Source organism: Sphingomonas sp. 179-A 2A2 NHS, assembly GCF_045371305.1.
Lineage (GTDB): Bacteria > Pseudomonadota > Alphaproteobacteria > Sphingomonadales > Sphingomonadaceae > Sphingomonas.
Genome location: NZ_JBIQDE010000003.1, coordinates 382,329 through 399,672 on the forward strand (window position 1 = coordinate 382,329; position 17,344 = coordinate 399,672).

Sequence of the window (17,344 nt, forward strand, 5' to 3'; positions counted from 1 at the left end):
CAATACTCACTGGCTAGTTAGTGAAATGCGAGAAGGATGAACAGGATGCTGGACGGGAAGGTCGCAATCGTCACCGGATCAGGCGGTGGGCTGGGCCGCGCCCATGCACTCTATCTGGCCGGCAAGGGCGCCAGTGTGGTCGTCAACGACCTTTCGCTTGAGTCTGCCGAGACGATTGCAGCCGAGATCACCGCGCGGGGCGGCCGCGCCATGGCAGTTGCCGCTTCGGTGACGGACGAGGCGGCCATCAGCGCGATGGTGGCAAAGGTCACCGACGACTGGGGGCGGATCGACATCCTGATCAACAATGCCGGCATCCTGCGCGACAAGAGTTTCGCCAAGATGACCATGGATGATTTCCGCCTCGTGGTGGACGTACACCTGATGGGCGCAGCGATCTGCAGCAAGGCCGTGTGGGATACGATGCGCGCGCAGAGCTATGGCCGGATCGTGATGACGACGTCCTCCTCTGGCCTGTACGGCAATTTCGGCCAGTCCAATTACGGCGCGGCGAAGATGGCTCTCGTCGGCCTGATGCAGACGCTGGCGATCGAGGGCGAGAAATACGGCATCCGCGTGAACAGCCTGGCGCCGACCGCGGCGACCCAGATGACCGAAGGCGTGCTATCGGACGAAAGCCTCGCCGCGCTCGACCCGGCGCTGGTCAGCCCCGGGCTGCTCGCGCTGGTTGGCCCCGACGCGCCGACCCGCACGATCCTGAACGCCGGCGCGGGCCATTTCGCCTGCGCCAACGTGACACTCACCCAAGGCGCCCACATCGGGGGCGGCCCGGAGGCCGGCGAGACGCTACTCGCCAAGTGGCAGCAGGTATCCGATCGTGCTGGCGAGATCATCCCGGATTACGGCTTCGTCCAGGCCGAACGAGAAGTGGAAAGCGCCCGCGCCGCTTGCGCGTGAGGTAGCCACATCTTCCTGCCGTTCTTGTCGGCAGCCGATATTGGCGGCGGCGCTGGACTGTGCCTAAAAGCTGTAACGAAGCGACGCGCGCACTTGTCGCGGCTCAACCGGATGGAGGTGATAATCCTCCACCCCCTCCTCCGGTTCGCCCGGCAGGCGCGACGCGTAGAAGTAAGTGATGTCCGCCTTCCGGCTATTGAAGACGTTGAGCACATCGAGCCCGACGCGCAGTTTGCCGATCCGGTAATAAGCACCGGCGTTGACCAAGGTGGTAGGATCAGACCGCGCGCTGTTGTCCTCCACGAGCGGCGCGGCGCCGAAGTGCCGCAGTCGCGCGGTCAAGGTCAATGCCGGCACGGGTGTCCATGTTGCGCCACCCGAGATTACCTCGCTCACTGCGTTGGGGATGCGGTTCTCGCTTTTCGGTACGCCCCTGAAACGGGCATTGGTGAGCGCGCCCTGCGCGTCGAGCACCAATGTGTCGTTGATGCGCCAAAACAATGTCGCCTCCGCGCCGTAGCGTCGCGAGGCGGCGTTCGGCTCAGTTGTTCCTGCATCGCCGACAAAGACGAGCTCGGACGCGAGCGTCAGATGATAGGCCGCGAAAGTAGCGCTCATTGCCCCCGTCTCGACGCGCGCGCCCAGTTCCTGGCCGCGGGCACGTACGAGCAGCGGAACGGGATCCGCCGGCGTGCCGGTCGCGGGGTCGATCCTCGTGGTTGCACCACGCGCATCGTTGGAATGGTAGCTGTCGCCGTAATTGGCATAGAGTTCTACAGCCGGCGCAATTCTCCACGCGAGACCGGCCTTGGGTGACAAAAGCGCATCGCTCCCGGAGCCCGAATTGGCGGCCAGTTCTGACCGCACGTCATAGCCGTAGAGCGCGAAATTGCCGCCGAGGATCAGCCGTAGCGATGGCGCAACCCGTGCTTCGATCTGCGCCCAGGCATTACCGCTCACCTCATCGACGCGGTCTTGGCGGATGGTGCCGGTGCGCATGCCCGCCGTGCTCGTGTAGAGACCCACTTTGTCGATCAAATCATATCGAAGATTGGCACCCGCGAGGATGGTTGCTGGCGCGCCGAACACCATCGCCTCTCCAAAGGTGTGTTCCACGGACCCGCCAAAGATCCCGCGCCGATCCGCCTGCTGGAATTCGTCTCCGTTCACCGGATCATTGAGGAAATAGGTAAAATTGGAGGTCAACTTGAAATCATAGTAGGTCGCGTAGGCCAAAGCGCGCGTGCTGCCGCTATGCCACTCGCCTGCGAGATCCAGCCTCGTTGTTCGACCGCCCAGGTCAGGGTCGATGTACCCGTACCGAGAGATCGCGCCGCTTTCGATCGCCCGCAACGGCACCTGATCCGTCGACGTCCAAGTGGCATGATAGCCACTGAACTTCACGCTCCAGCCGCTGGCGTCCGTGCCAGATGAGAATTTCGCAAGACCGTTTACCTTGCGCAGATCCTCGGCGAGTGTCCAAGGCCCATCGTAGAGCGTTCCATCAAGCGCGAGCAGCAACGTACCCTCGCCCACTGGCGTGCTGCCTGCCGCCAGCGCGCGTGCATAGCCATTGCTGCCGACCATAACCTCGGCGATCGTAGTGGGCAGCGCATCGGAGGTGCGGAAGTGAACCGTACCTGCCGCCGAAAAGTCGCCCGCGTCCGCGCTGTATGGCCCCTTCGAGTAGTCGATCCGCTCGACTAGTTCGGGGATCAGGAAGTTGAGATCGAGATATCCTTGGCCGTGGCCATGGCTGCGCATATTGATCGGAACGCCATCGACGTAGCCTGCAAGATCCGTCCCGTGATCAAGGTTGAACCCACGGAGGAAATACTGATTGGCCTTGCCCGTGCCAGAGTGCTGCGTTGCTATCAGACCTGGCACATTTTCTGCCAGTTCGCCTACTCGCGAAACGGGTCGGTTAGAGAAGTCTTCGTAACCGACCGTACCTTGAGATGCACTTGTGGCGATGCCGATCTGCGGTAGCGCCCGCCCATAAACAACGATGTCGGCTTCGTTCATGGCATCGCGGTGCTCGTCCACGGATGCCTCGCTCTGCTGGGCATCCACCTCATTGGCGAGCAGCATTGCGGTGGCGCATACCGCGCAGATTACAAAGGAAAGGCGCAGTGGCGCGCGTGGCGAAGTTTCCTTGCGTCCGCAGGCCCATTGTTCACTGGGATGCAGAAAAGAGCGGAGGGTGCTTGGGTTCGGATCGACCAGAAGTCCCTCCCAATGGTGTTCGACGCGGATCAGGCCGCTTCATCCACGCGCCGACCCGTCGCGTTCTTGCTGGAGAGCAGGTAAGCAACACGCCTGTCGCCATCAGTGCAGTATTCTGCGGCACGTTAGGCGCGAATAAGGGTAAACACGTAACGATCTTAACACCGCGATTGTAATATTACCGCGACCGGCGATGCGCGCCCGAATAACTGGCATTTGCTAATGTTTGTCAGGCAATATTACCTGCCGCGGTCCATTAGAGCGCCAAATCCCGCTCGGCGAAAAGCTACCTGAGGTGACGCGCCTAAATCGACTAAAATTCTTGGTTCTCGGCGCGGATCCAGCGCTTTTCGCGCTTCGGCTTTCGAGCGGCATGATCGTTGCATGGCGCTCGTTTGCGGCATCCTGTCGCTCATCGGGAGGTGGTACCCGATGCCGCGGCCAGCTTTCGTCCTGGCACTCATCGCGACCATGCAAGGCGCTCTGCAGGTCAACGATAGCTCGGCTTCAGCGCGCGCAATCACCCGCATCTGTGCCGCTTTATCGGCTTTCGCCGCCATCGTCACCATCACCGCGGTTCACGGTTCCCTGGAACAAATCAACATGGTCCTCGTGATGATCGCGTTCGCTGCCAGCTATGCGGCTCGGTTCGGCGTGCGATGGCGGGGCGTTGGAACCTTCACATTCATGTGCGCCGTTATCGCTTCCTATCTACGGGAGGACGAGCGCGATTTGTGGACGGTTGCGAGCGCGCTGCTGATCTCCGGCGTTGTCGTCCACCTGGTCCGCAATGTCGTCGTGCCCGATAGGCCGGCGCTGGAATTCAGGCGCCTTGTCAGCGCGGCCCTCTCAGTATCGCAGAAGCTCAGAAAGTTAGTTCACGCTGTCGGGAGGGCTGAGCCGCGAGCCTCGGACCTGCGGCTCGTGATGACCGCCCTCAGCGCAGAGATCAGGGCCTGCGAATCCGCCCTTCCTCTCGAGAATCCCGGACTTGACGACAGCGAGACGACCATCGCGCTCAGGCTGCTCGACCTCCAGGTCGCGGCCGAAACGCTGATCCACGAGGCGTCGCGACAGCAAGCTGAGAACCGGCAAGCGCGACCCCGAACCGACGCAGCAATCAGCGAGGTGCTGAAGGCAGAGACTGCTTTGCAAGCCGGGCTTGCCGCCCTTCCCGCAAGTTTCCCGTCATCCGTGGGCAATGACACGCCCGTCACAAAAGCAGACTGGTTCCCGAAGCGCGGGGAATGGCTGCGGGACCAAACCCTGCGCCGCGCTCTTCAGGTGACCCTCGCCTGCGCGATAGCCGCTCTATTAGGCGAAGCAATCTCGTCTGAGCGCTGGTTCTGGGCTGTGATCAGCGCGTTCATGATCTTCAACAATGCGCAATCCGGCGCGGCGGTGGCCGTACGTGGCTTCGATCGAGCCTGGGGAACTGCAATCGGCATCGTCATCGGCATCATACTCGCCACGCTGACGCACAATCATCTCCTGTGGCTCAGTGCAGCGCTCGCGATCTCCGTTTTCATTACCTTCTTCGTGGCGCGAGTTTCCTACGTCGCGATGAGCCTGTTTCTCACCATCTCGCTGTCCCTGATTTACGGCTTGATCGGCATCTTCACGCCAGAGCTGCTTGTCCTTCGTCTCCAGGAAACCGCGATCGGCGTCGGATCAGGCGCCCTCGTCGCGCTGCTCCTGTTCCCGATCAGCCTGCACCAGCAAATTGCGAAGGCCATTAACGCGCTGCTTATCGCACTTGCAGACCTCCTCGAGGCGATTTCGGACGTCGGAAAGCAGGATCGCGGAAGATCACTCGCGCGCAATGCCGCAGCGGTGGACCGCAATGTGGGCGCAGTTCTGACCACTATTGGCCCGCTCCGGAGCACATGGTCCGTCGGGAACATGATGACCGCCGGGCGCGATGTTCTGCGCGAGGCCTATGTCATGGCCTATGCTGCCCATCAGCTGGAGCGCACTTTCCGCACCAAGGAGCCGAACGAGCAGCAGAGGGGCGCACTGCTTGCTCTGAGCCGCCGTCTGCGAGCCACGGCAGCGAACGGCTCAACCAGCGGCCACCCCGTTCCGAACCCCGCCGAAACGGCCTCCGCTCAAACACTGGAAAAGGATGGACAGGCAGGATCATCGGCAGTGATCCTGTCGCGGATGCTGGACGCCATCGAAAGGGAACGGCGTTCCGGTTGATGCCGGCGGCGCAGTGAATGCGGTGCGTCCCATTCAGATCATCAGCCAGATAATCGCGATGATCATCGTAGCCCCCGTGACCAAAGCTCCTGCCTTGGAGAATTCGGTAGCGGAAATCCTCACCCCGCGGTCCTTCGCCTGTTCGACCATGATGATCCCTGCCAGACTGCCGAACACGACCAGATTGCTGGAAAAGTGCGTGCCGAGCGACAGTGCCGCACCCAGGTAATTCGCGTCCCCTTCGGAATGAAGATAAGGCACGAGCATCATCACAGCTGGATTGTTCCCGACCAGATCGCTGATGACGCTGCTGATCAGGAAGAGGATCGGCGGATTGTTTAGGTCAATCCCCTCCGCCGCAAGGCCGGTCACCAGATGCTGTGGCAGCCCCGTCGCAGCGAGCCCGGCGTTGACGATGAAGAGCCCCATGATGAGGAGGATGAGTTCGCCATCCACCTCATGTAGCAGTGATTTTGAAGAGATCCGCCTGCTGAGCAGAAGAAAGCCCGCCGCGGTCAAAGCAACGGTCTCGCGCGGCCAATCGCTGAAGATGAAGGCGAACACGACGATGATCGCGGTGAACGCGGCCTTCAGTGTCTCACCAAGCGAGAACGGTGGCGGCGCCGGCGCCTGGCCGGCATCCTCGCCGCTGCCGGCTGGAGCAGCCAGTTTCCACCGATTGCGGTACAGAAAGGTGATCACAAGCCAGATTACCGGCAGCGACATCAGCGCCGGGATGGCGGTGATTGCGGACATGCCGGCGAATGACAAGTTCAGTTTCTGCGCCGCGATGATATTCTGCGGGCTGCCGATGATCGTGCCGGCCGCTCCGGTATTGGCGGCGAAACAGAACCCGAGGAGAAACGGAACCGGGTTCAATCCCCTTGCCAAGGTTATCGACAGCAACAACGGGCACATCGATACCGCGACGACGTCATTGGTCAGAAAGGCGGCCATGACGCCGCCGACGACGATCAGGATGGCCAGCAAAGCGCGCTCCGACACGTTGGAGCTTGCTGCCTTGCTCGCCAGCCAGCCGTAGAAGCCGGAGACCACAAACGCGGCTGAGACTACCATGAGGCCGAACAACATCCCCATGGTGGAATAGTCGATCGCATTCCAGGCCTGTCGCGGCGTGATGCTCCCGATCGTCAACATTGCCATGCCGCCGATAACTGCAGCGCCGGTCCGCCCCACCCGGAAGAAGGGAAGCGAGCCCAGCCCCATGGCGAGGTAGACGAGGAAGAAGATGACGAGCGTCAGTTCCATCGCAGAGGCGATCCAACCCAGGCGGGAGAAGGAAAATGCAGGCGGCCGGTGCTGCGTCACGGCCCCCGGAGCGGCGGCTCAGTCCGGCTTCCCCGCCTTCATGCCCCACAGGCTGTAGGCGCTTTCTCCGTAGAACGACTCGTCCAGGCCCTCGCGCTGGACCTCCACCGGCACGCGCAGCTTGCTCAGCTTGTCAAGCAGGAACAGGATGATGGTGGTGACGATCACGGCGTAGATGACGACGACCGCCACCGCGATTGCTTGAACCGACAGCTGCCGGCCTCCTGCCGCGACGGCATTGATCGCGGGGCTCGCCAATACGCCAATCAACAGCGAGCCGGTGATTCCGCCAATTCCATGCGCGCGGAACACCTCCAGCGTGTCCTCCGCCTTCAACCACGATTGGATGTACTTGGCGAAATAACAGCAGGTAGCGCCGATCGCGCCGATCAGCAGCGCCGACATTGGCTCAACATATCCCGATGCGGGGGTGATCGTGGCAAGACCCGTCACTGACCCGACCAGCACACCGGAGAATGTCGGGTGCCCGGCTTCCCGCCACTCCCAGAACATCCACACCAGCATCGCCATCGCTCCGGCAAGCATGGTGTTGGTGAAGGCATAAGCCGCAAGGCCGTCGGCGGCATAGGCGCCGCCCGCATTGAAGCCGAACCATCCGAACCACAACAGACCTGCGCCTAGCGCGACCAACGGCAGGCTGGCCGGAACCGGCCCGCTGTCACCGGTTGGCCGGCGCCCAAGATAGATGGCGGTCACCAGCGCGGACGCGCCGGCCGAGGCATGGATCACGATCCCGCCAGCAAAATCGACGACGCCCAGCTGCGACAGGAAACCGCCGCCCCAGATCCAGTGCGCTACTGGCAGATAGACGAAGATTGTCCACAGCGCGACAAACCACAGGAAGGGGCCGAACCGCATCCGGCCGACGAACGCGCCTGTTATAAGCGCCGGCGTGATGATCGCGAACATCATCTGGTAACCGAACACCAGGATAAACGGGACGTTCGCCGCATAGGTGGGATCGGCCGCCACACCCACCTCATGCATGCCGAAATAGGTACGGATATCGCCGATGAAGCCGCCGATCGACGGGCCAAAGGCAAGGCTGAAGCCGCCAAATACCCAGATGATCCCGACCACGCCGATGCAGACGAAGTTCTGGATCATGACGGACAGAACGTTGCGTTCCCTCACAAGCCCCCCATAGAACAGCGCCAATGCGGGCGTCATCATGAGGACAAGCGCAGTGCAGGCTAGCAGAAAGGCGGTATCGCCCGGTTCGATTCCTCTCATCAGCGCTTCCTCTCAGGGTAATTGGCTCAGGCAGGAGCTTTCATCTTCGGTCGGCTAACCGCCTACCGACTGGGTTTCTTGGCCGCGGAAATTGAAGTGAGATTGGCCGGTCCATGATCGGCTGGCTTGAGCGCATGCTCGGCCACGGGCTTGTGCGGATGAGGCGGCGCGAATTTGCGCGGCGCGATGAACAGGTACATCGTCAGCACATAGGCCGCGGTGTAGGATGGCAGCCCGATCGGCGCGAGGATCAGGTCGAACGCCGCCTGCAGGATCACCGTCACGATGACGCCCAGCGCAGCGTAAGCGATCACCATCGCTGATGGCTGAACGAAAACCACGCTCAACGCCATTGCAGTCAGTACCGGGCTGAAACCGTACAGCCCCTGCGACACCAAGCTGGGATCTGCCCGCATCACGAACGCCGTCCCCATCGCAAGAAGCGATCCGCCCACCGCCGCGATACCGGCAGGACGGGAGGCGATGAAGATGCCGAGCAATATGATCGCGCCCGAGATCCAGCTGCCCAGCAGAAAGACCTGGCCGATGTTGCGGAAAAAGATCTCCCCCGCCTCCACCGGCCCGGGCAGCGATACCGCGCCAAGCTGGTAATCGGTCGCGAGCTTCTGTGTTTCGCTCAATATGTGGAGGGACCCGAAGGAATAAGCGCCGGCAAGCATCAACCAGGCAATCAACACGAACGGACCAGTCGATCCGGGGACGCCCCAACTCTTGGTGAGGGTCGCAGCGAAGGCGGCGGTCACGACAGTGGTGAAGGCTGCGCCAACGATGATGTACAGCCACAACTCGGGCGACGGTGCGACGAATGTCGGCAGAGCGATGCCGATGAGGATGCCGTTGAAGCCGAACAGGCCCGAGGCGCGCGAGCTTGCGTCGAAATTGAGCATGTAGGCGACAGCGCTGGCAACGACGACGCCGACGAGCGCGCCAATGAATGTCGCGAGCGACTGGCTCATCACGGCGGCATAGAAGATCGCAACGAGGAACAGCGCGCCCGTGATCACATTCTCCATGAAGAAGACCTGCGAGGCGCCCTTCAGGCAGACTGTGATGAAATTGCCGTTCTCACCTCGCATGATCATTCCCTCAGGATGTCACTGCCACAGGAAGTCTTCGGGCAGGGTTCGCCCCCGCGCCTCTTCGCGCACCACGGTCCAGAAGCGCTTCACCTCCGCCCGCACGTCATAGCTTTCCACCCCGACCGCCCGGAACATGAGACCCGCGCCATTGGGCAGCCGCGACACACCCGACATGGCGCGGGGATGGCCCGGCGCAGCGTTGATCGTGATCCGTTGGTCGATCCGCGCCGCCGTCTCGGGCGGCGTCAGGCACAGGACATTGGCAAAGGCGTCATAGCCCCGCGCCACGGCGGGAAGGTCGAGCGTGTCGTTGCCCTGTTCGATCAGCAGCTTCTCGGCGAACAGCAGCCGCCCGTCCGGGCGCCGCGCGCGCACCCGCATCGACAAAAGGTCGAAGCCGAACCGCTCCATTGCATTGTGATGCTTGCGCCCGGTCATCGCCATCTCGGCGTAGAGCACGGTCGCGCTCTCATCGGCGATGATCTCGGTCTCGCTGACGAAGCGTGAGGTGCGATAGGGGATGGTGAAGTTCGGCAGATATTCGAGATAGGATCCCGCCGCCGCGCGTATCTCCTGATGCTGCGAGGCGTAATTCGCGTCCATCTGGTGGATGCGGTTCGCGCCTTGCGAGGTGACGTGCGCGCACGCTCCTTCCCCGACGTCAATCGCGACATGATAGCGGTCGCCCTGAAGGATGCCGCCGCCGACTGAGATCACCGAGACGATCGGCAGTTCCGGCATCGCCTCGTCCCAATAGAGCGCCTGCTGCACCAGCAGCGGCGCTGCCCGGTACAGGTCGTGCAGCACGGAGCGGCCGTTGCGCAGTGAAAAGCCGAGCCGCAATTCGCCGATCTTGCCCGGGCCCGCAGCGCGCATTTGCGCCGGCTCGGTCTGGAACCCTGCGAGTTCCCGGTAGCGGTCGATCCGCGCCAGTTGCTCGTGAAGCGCCATCGGCTAGCCCTGCGCCCCCACCATCGCTGGCTCCGTTGAGGGCGGCCGCACGTCGAACAGCGCCATGTCCATGATCATGTCCATCAGCGTCTCGACGCCCTCGCCGGTCTTGCAATTGGTGAAGACGAACGGCTTGGTCCCGCGCATCAGGCGTGAATCGCGGTCCATCACTTCAAGGCTGGCGTCGACATAGGGCGCCAGGTCGATCTTGTTGATCACCAGGATGTCCGACTGGCAGACGCCGGCGCCGTTCTTGCGCGGGATCTTGTCGCCCGCCGCGACATCGATGACGTAGATGTAGAAATCGGCGAGCGCCGGGCTGAACGTCAGGGTCAGATTGTCGCCCCCGGATTCGATCAGCACGACGTCGCTGTCTGGATAGCGCCCCTCCAGTTCCTCGACCGCGGCGATGTTCATCGACGGATCCTCGCGCACCGCAGTGTGCGGGCAGGCGCCGGTTTCGACGCCGACGATCTTTTCCTCGATCAGGATGCCGTTCAGCGTGCGCCGGACCTGCTTGGCATCCTCGGTGGTCACCACGTCATTGGTGATAATGAGCGGCCGGACACCGCGCTCGATCAGGCGCGGCGTGATCGTCTCGATCACCGCGGTCTTGCCGGAACCGACCGGCCCCCCGATGCCAATGCGCGTGATCTTCTTCATCGGTTGCTCCTGGTTGGACAGGTCAGTTCATGAACAGGCGCAGGTGCGTCCTGGTGTGGTGGGCGACGACGACTTCGAACACGGGGGCGAAGCTCGACATCTCCTCGAGCTCCAGCGCCTGCACGGCGCGGTAATGGTCGTGGGTGGCGGCTTGTGCGTCGAACAGCAGCCGCTGCGTCGCGACATGGTCGATCCGCATCAACCGAAGCGCGGCGTTCAGGATCATCGACGCCAGCCCATATTGGTGGACCGCGAACGCCTCCGCCTTATGCGCGCCGAGGCCGGTGAGCACAATCCCCTGCGCCACCGGCAGGCATCCGGGCGTCCCATTGCCGCGTATATCGTCCAGCCAGCGGGCCAGCAGCGGCGATGGCGCGATGGCGGACGCCAGCTCGGCGAACTTCTTGCCCATCCGCGCCAGCATCATCTGCTGCTCCTCGCCGACCCGGCGGATCCACAGCGCGCTGTCGGCGGCCAGCAGCGCCGCATAATCGCCGCACGCCGCCGCGCGGCAGGCATGGAGCAACGCGATGCCATCCATATAGGCGGCCTGGCGCAGAATGAGCGTCAGGTAATCCCTGAGGCTGTCGCCGTCGGTGACGATGTGCAGCTGGACCGCGGATTCCAGCCCTTGCGAAAAGGAGAAGGCACCGACCGGCAGGGTGGAATCGGCAAATTGCAACAAGCGCGCAAGGCGACCCACATCGGGCCCGATCGCCTGCGCCGCGACGTTCATAGGGCCATGCCCTGCCCCTGCGTCTGACCCTTTGCCTGACCCTGGGCCTGGCCGTTACCATGATGATGGTGCGGGGTGGCGTCGGCGCCGCCGAACAGCAGCCGGATCTCGCTCGGCTCCAGGCGCTGCGCGACCGCCTCGCCCGGTTCGAAGCGGATTGACGCATGCTGGAACGCATGGGTCTTCATCACCGACAGCATGACCTTCCGGTCGACTGACAGCGGCACGTAAATTGTCTGCCCCTTGATGACGGCGGGCCAATGCTGGTTGCCGAGCGCATGGCCCAGTTCGAACACCAGCCGCAGCATCTCCGACTGCGGCATCAGCGTCGGCAGGTCGAGGTCAATGACCATCACTTCCTTCAGCGGGATTCGGGCGACGACGATCCGCCGATTGTCGGGATCATGGTAGAGGACGTCGCCGTCGTGCAGATGCTCTGAGCGCGGAAGCGAGATGGCCAGTTCGATCCCGCTCGGCGTGTTCTTGCGCAGCCGGCTCTTCGGCGCTTCCCATTGTTCGAGAACGAGATCCTCGACACTCGCACCCTCCCACCCCTGATCCCTGACATTGCCGAGCGTCTTTTCCACCAGGATCATCATTCTCTCCGATTGGCGTCGATCTCTGTTCTCGCGGTCAGCTGAAGAAGTGCAGTTGCGTCAAAGGCAGCGATTGCGCCGGCTCGATCGTCGCGTGGGTGCCATCCACCGTCACGGCGAACGTCTCCGGGTTCACCTCGATGACGGGCAGCGCATTGTTGCGCACCATGCTCGACTTGCCGATCGTGCGGGTTGCGTACACCGGCATCACCTGTGACTGCAGGTCATACCGCTCGATGATCCCGTCCTCGATCGCGGCACGCGAGGTGAAGGTGACCCGAGTTTGCGCCAGCGCCGATCCCATCTGGCCGAACATCGGACGATAGGTCACTGGCTGCGGCGTCGGCAGCGATGCGTTCGGGTCGCCCATCAGCGCCCAGGAAATGAACCCGCCCTTGATCACCATTTTGGGCTTGGCGCCGAAGAAGGCGGGCGACCACAATACTAGGTCCGCCATCTTGCCGACCTCGACCGATCCGATGATCTGGCTCACCCCCTGCGCGATCGCGGGGTTGATCGTCACCTTGGCGACGAAGCGGAGCACGCGCTGATTGTCGTTGTTCGACGTGTCGCCCGCATAGGCCCCGCGCCGCGCTTTCATCAGATGCGCCATCTGGACGGCTCGCAGCCAGGATTCTCCGACCCGCCCCATCGCCTGGCTGTCGCTGGAGATAATCGAGATCGCACCCAGATCATGCAGCACGTTTTCCGCCGCGATCGTCTCCGGCCGCACGCGGCTTTCGGCGAACGACACGTCGGTCGGGATCTTGGGGCTGAGATTGTGGCAGATCATCGTCATGTCGAAGAGTTCGGCCTGCGAATTGATGCCATAGGGCAGCGTCGGGTTGGTCGAACTCGGCAGCACATTGGGCTGTCCCGCCACGCGGATGATGTCGGGCGCGTGGCCACCGCCCGCCCCCTCGGTGTGATAGGTGTGGATCGTGCGCCCTTCGAAGGCAGCGATGGTGTTCTCGACGAAACCTGCCTCGTTCAGCGTGTCGGTGTGGATGCAAACCTGCACGTCGAACCGGTCGGCGACACCCAGCGCGGTTCGGATCGCCATCGGCGTCGATCCCCAATCCTCGTGGATCTTCAGCCCCATCGCGCCGGCGACGAGTTGCTCCTCGATCGGCCCGGGGCTCGAACAATTGCCCTTGCCCAGCACGCCGGCATTGACCGGCCAGCCATCAAAGGACCGCAGCATCGCCTCGATGTTCCAGGTGCCGGGCGTGATCGTCGTGCCGTTGGTGCCGTCAGTCGGCCCGATGCCGCCGCCGAACAGCGTGGTGATGCCGTTGCTGAGCGCCGCCTGCGCCTGTTGCGGGGAGATGAAATGGACGTGCGCGTCGATGCCGCCCGCAGTCAGGATCAGATGCTCGCCCGAAATCGCGTCGGTCCCCGGTCCCAGTGCCAGCGACGGCGTCACATTGGGCATGATCGACGGATTGCCCGCCTTGCCGATGCCGCAGATCAGGCCGTTCTTGATGCCCACGTCCGCCTTGATGATCCCCTGCACCGCATCGACGATGGTGACGTTGGTGATGACGAGGTCGGGAGCACCACCGACGCTGGTCAGTTCATTGTCGAACCCCATGCCATCGCGCAGCGTCTTGCCGCCGCCATAAACGGCCTCTTCGCCATAGACGCGCAGGTCCTGCTCGATCTCGATATACAGGTCCGTGTCACCCAGCCGGATCTTGTCGCCGGTGGTCGGGCCGTACAGGTCGGCATATTGACGCCGGGAGATGTTCGCCATGGTTCAGCTGCCTGTTCTGGAGGGGGCGAAGGGATCGGCATGCTTACGGCTTGTCCTTGAAACCGTAGCGCGCGATCCGCTCCTTTGCGTCGGCGAGCCGCGGTCGGAAGGCGTCGTAGCTCTCGTTTCCGACCCAGCCGTTGACCAAGCCGTTGAAGCCGATCGCACGCTGCCGGCCCTGGAACGGGATCAGCACCACCTCGCGCTCGTCGCCAGGTTCGAACCGGACGGCGGTAGTCGCCGGAATGTTCAGCCGCTGCCCGAACGCCTGCTCGCGCGGGAATTCCAGCGCGGCGTTCACCTCGAAGAAGTGGAAATGCGATCCCACCTGGATCGGCCGGTCACCGGTGTTGCGCACCTTGATCGTGGTGGTCGGGCAACCGGCGTTGATCTCGATCTCGCCCGCTGCGAGGATGAGCCCGCCGACGGGCGCAGTCTGCGTCTTGGGATCTGTCTTAGCCGCCATCACGCGCGTCCTTCCTGCTGGATGGGCCTTTTGGACGGGCCTATTGAATCGGATTGTGGACGGTCACGAGCCGGCTGCCGTCGGTGAAGACCGCCTCGACCTGGACATAGGGGATCATGTCGACCACGCCGTCCATCACGTCGCTCGTGGTGATGGTCTTGCGGGCCAGCTCCATCACCTCCTCCACCGTCTTGCCCGCGCGCGCACTGTCGAGCGCGGCAGCCGCGATCAGCGAGACGGCCTCGGGATGGTTGAGCTTCAGCCCCGCGTCCTTGCGGCGCTGCGCTACCATGGACATCATGTAGATGAGCAGCTTGTCGGTTTCTCGCGGCGTCAGATGCATGACCAACCTCTGAATTCTTATTATCTCACGGTTCCGCGCGTCCTCCCGCGCAAGATGCGGCGTCAGGATCAAGTGTTGTCATCTGCAACAGTACTGCATGGGATAAACCGTGCCATCTGTGATAACTACGTAGGTCCGGTGCTTATCTCGACAGGCAGCGGAGAACGCGCGGGGATGCAGGCCCAGGAACCGATTTGCTCACCCAGACGAGCAAAGGAACTTAAAGGCACGGCACGAGAAAGCGGCGATGATGGGAGGCTTCCGGCCGCCTGCTCAGGCCGAGCGCCCCCTGCGCCCGATCGACCGGCCGAATTTGAGGCCGGCAAGCGCCAACGCAAAGCCCACGATTAGATTTGCGCCGATGTAGAGAAGGCCTGCCCCGACCGCCGACCCCGCGAGCAAAACGAAGGTGGCATAAACCAGGCTCGAGAAGGTCGACATACCACCGGTCAGCCCCGTTCCAAGCATCAGATTGGCATCGGTCCCGAGCGCCTTGCGGGAATGCAGCGCCGTCACCATGCCGAGAATGAATGCTGCCACGATGTTAGCGACGAAGATCGACCACACGAACCCGTCCTTCGCGGTTGGCACGCTGAGCATCAGCAATTCCCTGATCACCGCGCCGACAGCACCGCCGATGAACACCAGAGCTACTGCACGCATTATACCGGCCTCCTTCGTCCGAGACGTGGGACCCTGCTACGGCCGGATCGCCTTTGCTCAGCGGCCTTACTAAGCACCGCCACGGGCCAATTCTGCGCCGAGGCCCGCCACCGCCACGCCAAGTGCGAGTTGCCCGATGATGTAGAAGGCAGCCTTTACCGCATTGCCGGCGCGAAACATCTTTACGGTATCGAGCTCCATGGTGCTGAACGTCGTGTAGCCACCAAGAACGCCGGTCAGGATCGCGGACTTCAGGAAGCTGCCGTATCGGTCATGCCATTCGACGGAAAACAGCACGGAGAGGTAGCCGATCGCAAAAGCGCCCGTGATATTGATGATGATGGTGGACCAAGGAATGCCGCCTGACCCGGGGACCAGCTTTCCGACGCCCCATCGCAGAAGCGAGCCCACGCCTCCACCCAGGGCGACCAATGCGACGTCCGATAACAGCATAGTCACCCGCTTTCGCGTTACGCACCCGTATTTTCCCGGGGATCGTCGGCTTACCAACGGTCATCGGCGCGTCAGATCAAAGCCTCAGCGTCCGCCCAGAACCAGTTTGCTTAGGCAATCGTGCTCATCACCAAAGTAGCGCTCAGTCTGTACGCTGGCACCATAGTATTATTCCTGATCTACTTTCCCACGACTCTTCGTCATTTGAGCCATCGGGGAGCCATGGGAATGATGGAGCGAGAAGGATGACTCGAGACACATCCAAGACCCTGAAAAGCCTGATGCGCATGCTGGGGCTCGCCCTGCTCGTGCTCCCTGGAACTGCTCTTGCCCATCCCGGTCATGAAGTGGCCGGCGTCGTCCACGGCATCCTGCATCCCTTCACGGGGCTCGACCATCTTCTGGCGATGATGCTGGTGGGGATGTTCGCCTACCAACTCGGCGGCCGGGCGCTATGGTTGCTGCCGCTCTCGTTTCTTGGCGCCATGGCGCTGGGCGGCTTTCTCGGTTTTGCTGCGCCAGGCACCACAGCCATCGAAACAGGCATCGCTGTCTCAGTGATCGCGCTCGGAGCTGCTGTGGCGCTCAACGTCAAGACGCCGGTCGCCGTGGCTGCAGCAGCGGTCGGGCTCTTCGCCGTCTTCCACGGATTTGCCCATGGCGCAGAAACGCCCGCAGGCGGTGGGGCGCTATCCTATGGAGCCGGGTTCATGCTTGGGACCGCGCTGCTGATCACGATCGGCATTGCCTCAGCTTATGCTCTTGGCATCGTTGCGCGCAGAGCTGGCAGCAGCCTGCTTCGACCCGTCGGCACGCTGGCGGCGGTCGTTGGCGTCGGATTCCTCACGGGTATGGCCTGACCGCGTTCGCTGTCCGAAGGCGGGTGGCAGCAGCCTTGTACCAACGTGATCATCCCCCCAAGCACCGCGCCTGGGGGGACAATCGCGTCATGTTCATCAGGCGCCGAACGCGCCATCGATCGTGTGCATCGCACCCGTAACGAAACCTGCCTCCGGGCCGGCCAGCCACGCGACCATGCCGGCCACTTCCTCGGACCGGCCGTGGCGCTTGATGGCCATGAAGCTGTGCAGGAGATCGCTCATCGGTCCGTCTGCCGGGTTCGCATCGGTGTCGATCGGTCCGGGTTGCACCACGTTGATGGTAATGCCGCGTGGCCCGAAATCACGGGCCAAGCCGCGCGCCAAGCCCTGAAGCGCGGATTTGCTGAGCGCGTACGCAGCCATGCCCGGCACCGGCATACGGTCACCGTTCACCGACCCGATGATGATGATGCGCCCGCCTTCCGGCATCTGACGCGCCGCTTCGACGGATGCGTGATAAGGCGCGTGCACATTGATGCGCAGCAGACGGTCGATCGCGTCCGGATCCTGCTCTAGGGCGTCACCGAAGATTGCGATGCCAGAATTCACCACCAGCACGTCGATCGGACCAGCGTCACGCACCGTCGCGATCACCGTATCGCGATCTGCGCTATCCGCCTGTACCGCCGTCGCTCCCGTTTCCGCCGCAAGATCCTGCGCGGCCTGTGGCGAGCCGGAGTAAGTGAAAGTCACCGTCGCGCCATCAGCGACGAAGCGCCGTACGATCGCCGCGCCGATCCCGCGGCTTCCGCCGAGCACGAGCACAGATTTCCCATGATATCCTGGCATCACTGTTCACCTTGAGGT

At 62.8% G+C, this 17,344-nt stretch carries 16 protein-coding genes and 1 pseudogene; 3 read left to right on the forward strand and 14 right to left on the reverse strand.

Going from position 1 to position 17,344, the window contains the following annotated elements:
- The first annotated feature begins 36 nt into the window (after positions 1-36).
- Positions 37-918 carry an SDR family NAD(P)-dependent oxidoreductase gene (locus tag ACH0AE_RS08175; RefSeq protein WP_294443901.1) on the forward strand — a complete coding sequence of 294 codons (882 nt, stop codon included), beginning with the start codon at positions 37-39 and terminating at the stop codon, positions 916-918.
- A 63-nt stretch (positions 919-981) separates the two neighbouring features.
- Here the strand turns inward: ACH0AE_RS08175 and ACH0AE_RS08180 are convergent, their stop codons facing one another.
- On the reverse strand, positions 982-3,009 hold the full coding sequence (locus ACH0AE_RS08180; RefSeq protein ID WP_294443902.1) for a TonB-dependent receptor: 2,028 nt from the start codon (positions 3,007-3,009) through the stop codon (positions 982-984).
- Positions 3,010-3,528: 519 nt separating this feature from the next.
- Here ACH0AE_RS08180 and ACH0AE_RS08185 point away from each other — a divergent pair.
- Positions 3,529-5,346 carry an FUSC family protein gene (locus tag ACH0AE_RS08185; RefSeq protein WP_406875629.1) on the forward strand — a complete coding sequence of 606 codons (1,818 nt, stop codon included), beginning with the start codon at positions 3,529-3,531 and terminating at the stop codon, positions 5,344-5,346.
- A 33-nt stretch (positions 5,347-5,379) separates the two neighbouring features.
- Here ACH0AE_RS08185 and ACH0AE_RS08190 read toward each other — a convergent pair whose 3' ends face one another.
- The 12 genes and pseudogenes from ACH0AE_RS08190 to ACH0AE_RS08245 form a co-directional block, all read right to left on the reverse strand.
- Complete coding sequence (locus ACH0AE_RS08190) at positions 5,380-6,615, reverse strand: SLC13 family permease (RefSeq protein WP_406875630.1); 1,236 nt, start codon at positions 6,613-6,615, stop codon at positions 5,380-5,382.
- A gap of 78 nt (positions 6,616-6,693) precedes the next feature.
- Positions 6,694-7,929 (reverse strand): ammonium transporter, encoded by a 1,236-nt coding sequence (locus ACH0AE_RS08195; RefSeq protein WP_406875631.1) that lies wholly within the window; start codon positions 7,927-7,929, stop codon positions 6,694-6,696.
- Positions 7,930-7,991: 62 nt separating this feature from the next.
- The gene (gene yut, locus ACH0AE_RS08200; RefSeq protein WP_294445113.1) at positions 7,992-9,026 is read right to left on the reverse strand and encodes an urea transporter; all 1,035 of its coding nucleotides are present in this window, start codon (positions 9,024-9,026) and stop codon (positions 7,992-7,994) included.
- Positions 9,027-9,044: 18 nt separating this feature from the next.
- Entirely contained in the window at positions 9,045-9,980 is a 936-nt protein-coding gene (locus ACH0AE_RS08205; protein WP_294445112.1) for an urease accessory protein UreD, read from the reverse strand.
- A 3-nt stretch (positions 9,981-9,983) separates the two neighbouring features.
- Positions 9,984-10,643 carry an urease accessory protein UreG gene (gene ureG / locus ACH0AE_RS08210; protein WP_294445111.1) on the reverse strand — a complete coding sequence of 220 codons (660 nt, stop codon included), beginning with the start codon at positions 10,641-10,643 and terminating at the stop codon, positions 9,984-9,986.
- A gap of 22 nt (positions 10,644-10,665) precedes the next feature.
- Positions 10,666-11,379, reverse strand: a complete 714-nt coding sequence (locus ACH0AE_RS08215) for an urease accessory protein UreF (protein ID WP_294445110.1) — start codon at positions 11,377-11,379, stop codon at positions 10,666-10,668.
- The gene (locus ACH0AE_RS08220) at positions 11,376-11,975 is read right to left on the reverse strand and encodes a hypothetical protein (RefSeq protein WP_406875632.1); all 600 of its coding nucleotides are present in this window, start codon (positions 11,973-11,975) and stop codon (positions 11,376-11,378) included. The genes ACH0AE_RS08215 and ACH0AE_RS08220 overlap by 4 nt, the downstream gene beginning before the upstream one ends.
- A gap of 37 nt (positions 11,976-12,012) precedes the next feature.
- Positions 12,013-13,731, reverse strand: a complete 1,719-nt coding sequence (locus ACH0AE_RS08225) for an urease subunit alpha (RefSeq protein WP_294444707.1) — start codon at positions 13,729-13,731, stop codon at positions 12,013-12,015.
- A 136-nt stretch (positions 13,732-13,867) separates the two neighbouring features.
- Positions 13,868-14,197, reverse strand: a pseudogene (locus ACH0AE_RS08230) (urease subunit beta); the annotation flags it as partial.
- Positions 14,198-14,237: 40 nt separating this feature from the next.
- Positions 14,238-14,540 (reverse strand): urease subunit gamma, encoded by a 303-nt coding sequence (locus ACH0AE_RS08235; RefSeq protein ID WP_294444706.1) that lies wholly within the window; start codon positions 14,538-14,540, stop codon positions 14,238-14,240.
- Positions 14,541-14,813: 273 nt separating this feature from the next.
- Positions 14,814-15,185 (reverse strand): CrcB family protein, encoded by a 372-nt coding sequence (locus ACH0AE_RS08240; RefSeq protein ID WP_294444705.1) that lies wholly within the window; start codon positions 15,183-15,185, stop codon positions 14,814-14,816.
- Between the two features lie 87 nt (positions 15,186-15,272).
- On the reverse strand, positions 15,273-15,656 hold the full coding sequence (locus tag ACH0AE_RS08245) for a CrcB family protein (RefSeq protein WP_294444704.1): 384 nt from the start codon (positions 15,654-15,656) through the stop codon (positions 15,273-15,275).
- Positions 15,657-15,901: 245 nt separating this feature from the next.
- On the opposite strand from ACH0AE_RS08245, the gene ACH0AE_RS08250 reads away from it, so the two are divergent.
- Complete coding sequence (locus ACH0AE_RS08250) at positions 15,902-16,516, forward strand: HupE/UreJ family protein (protein WP_294444703.1); 615 nt, start codon at positions 15,902-15,904, stop codon at positions 16,514-16,516.
- A gap of 96 nt (positions 16,517-16,612) precedes the next feature.
- On the opposite strand, the gene bdcA is transcribed toward ACH0AE_RS08250, so the two are convergent.
- Positions 16,613-17,326: an SDR family oxidoreductase gene (bdcA, locus tag ACH0AE_RS08255; RefSeq protein ID WP_294444702.1), complete on the reverse strand. Its 714-nt coding sequence runs from the start codon at positions 17,324-17,326 to the stop codon at positions 16,613-16,615.
- Positions 17,327-17,344: the final 18 nt, after the last annotated feature.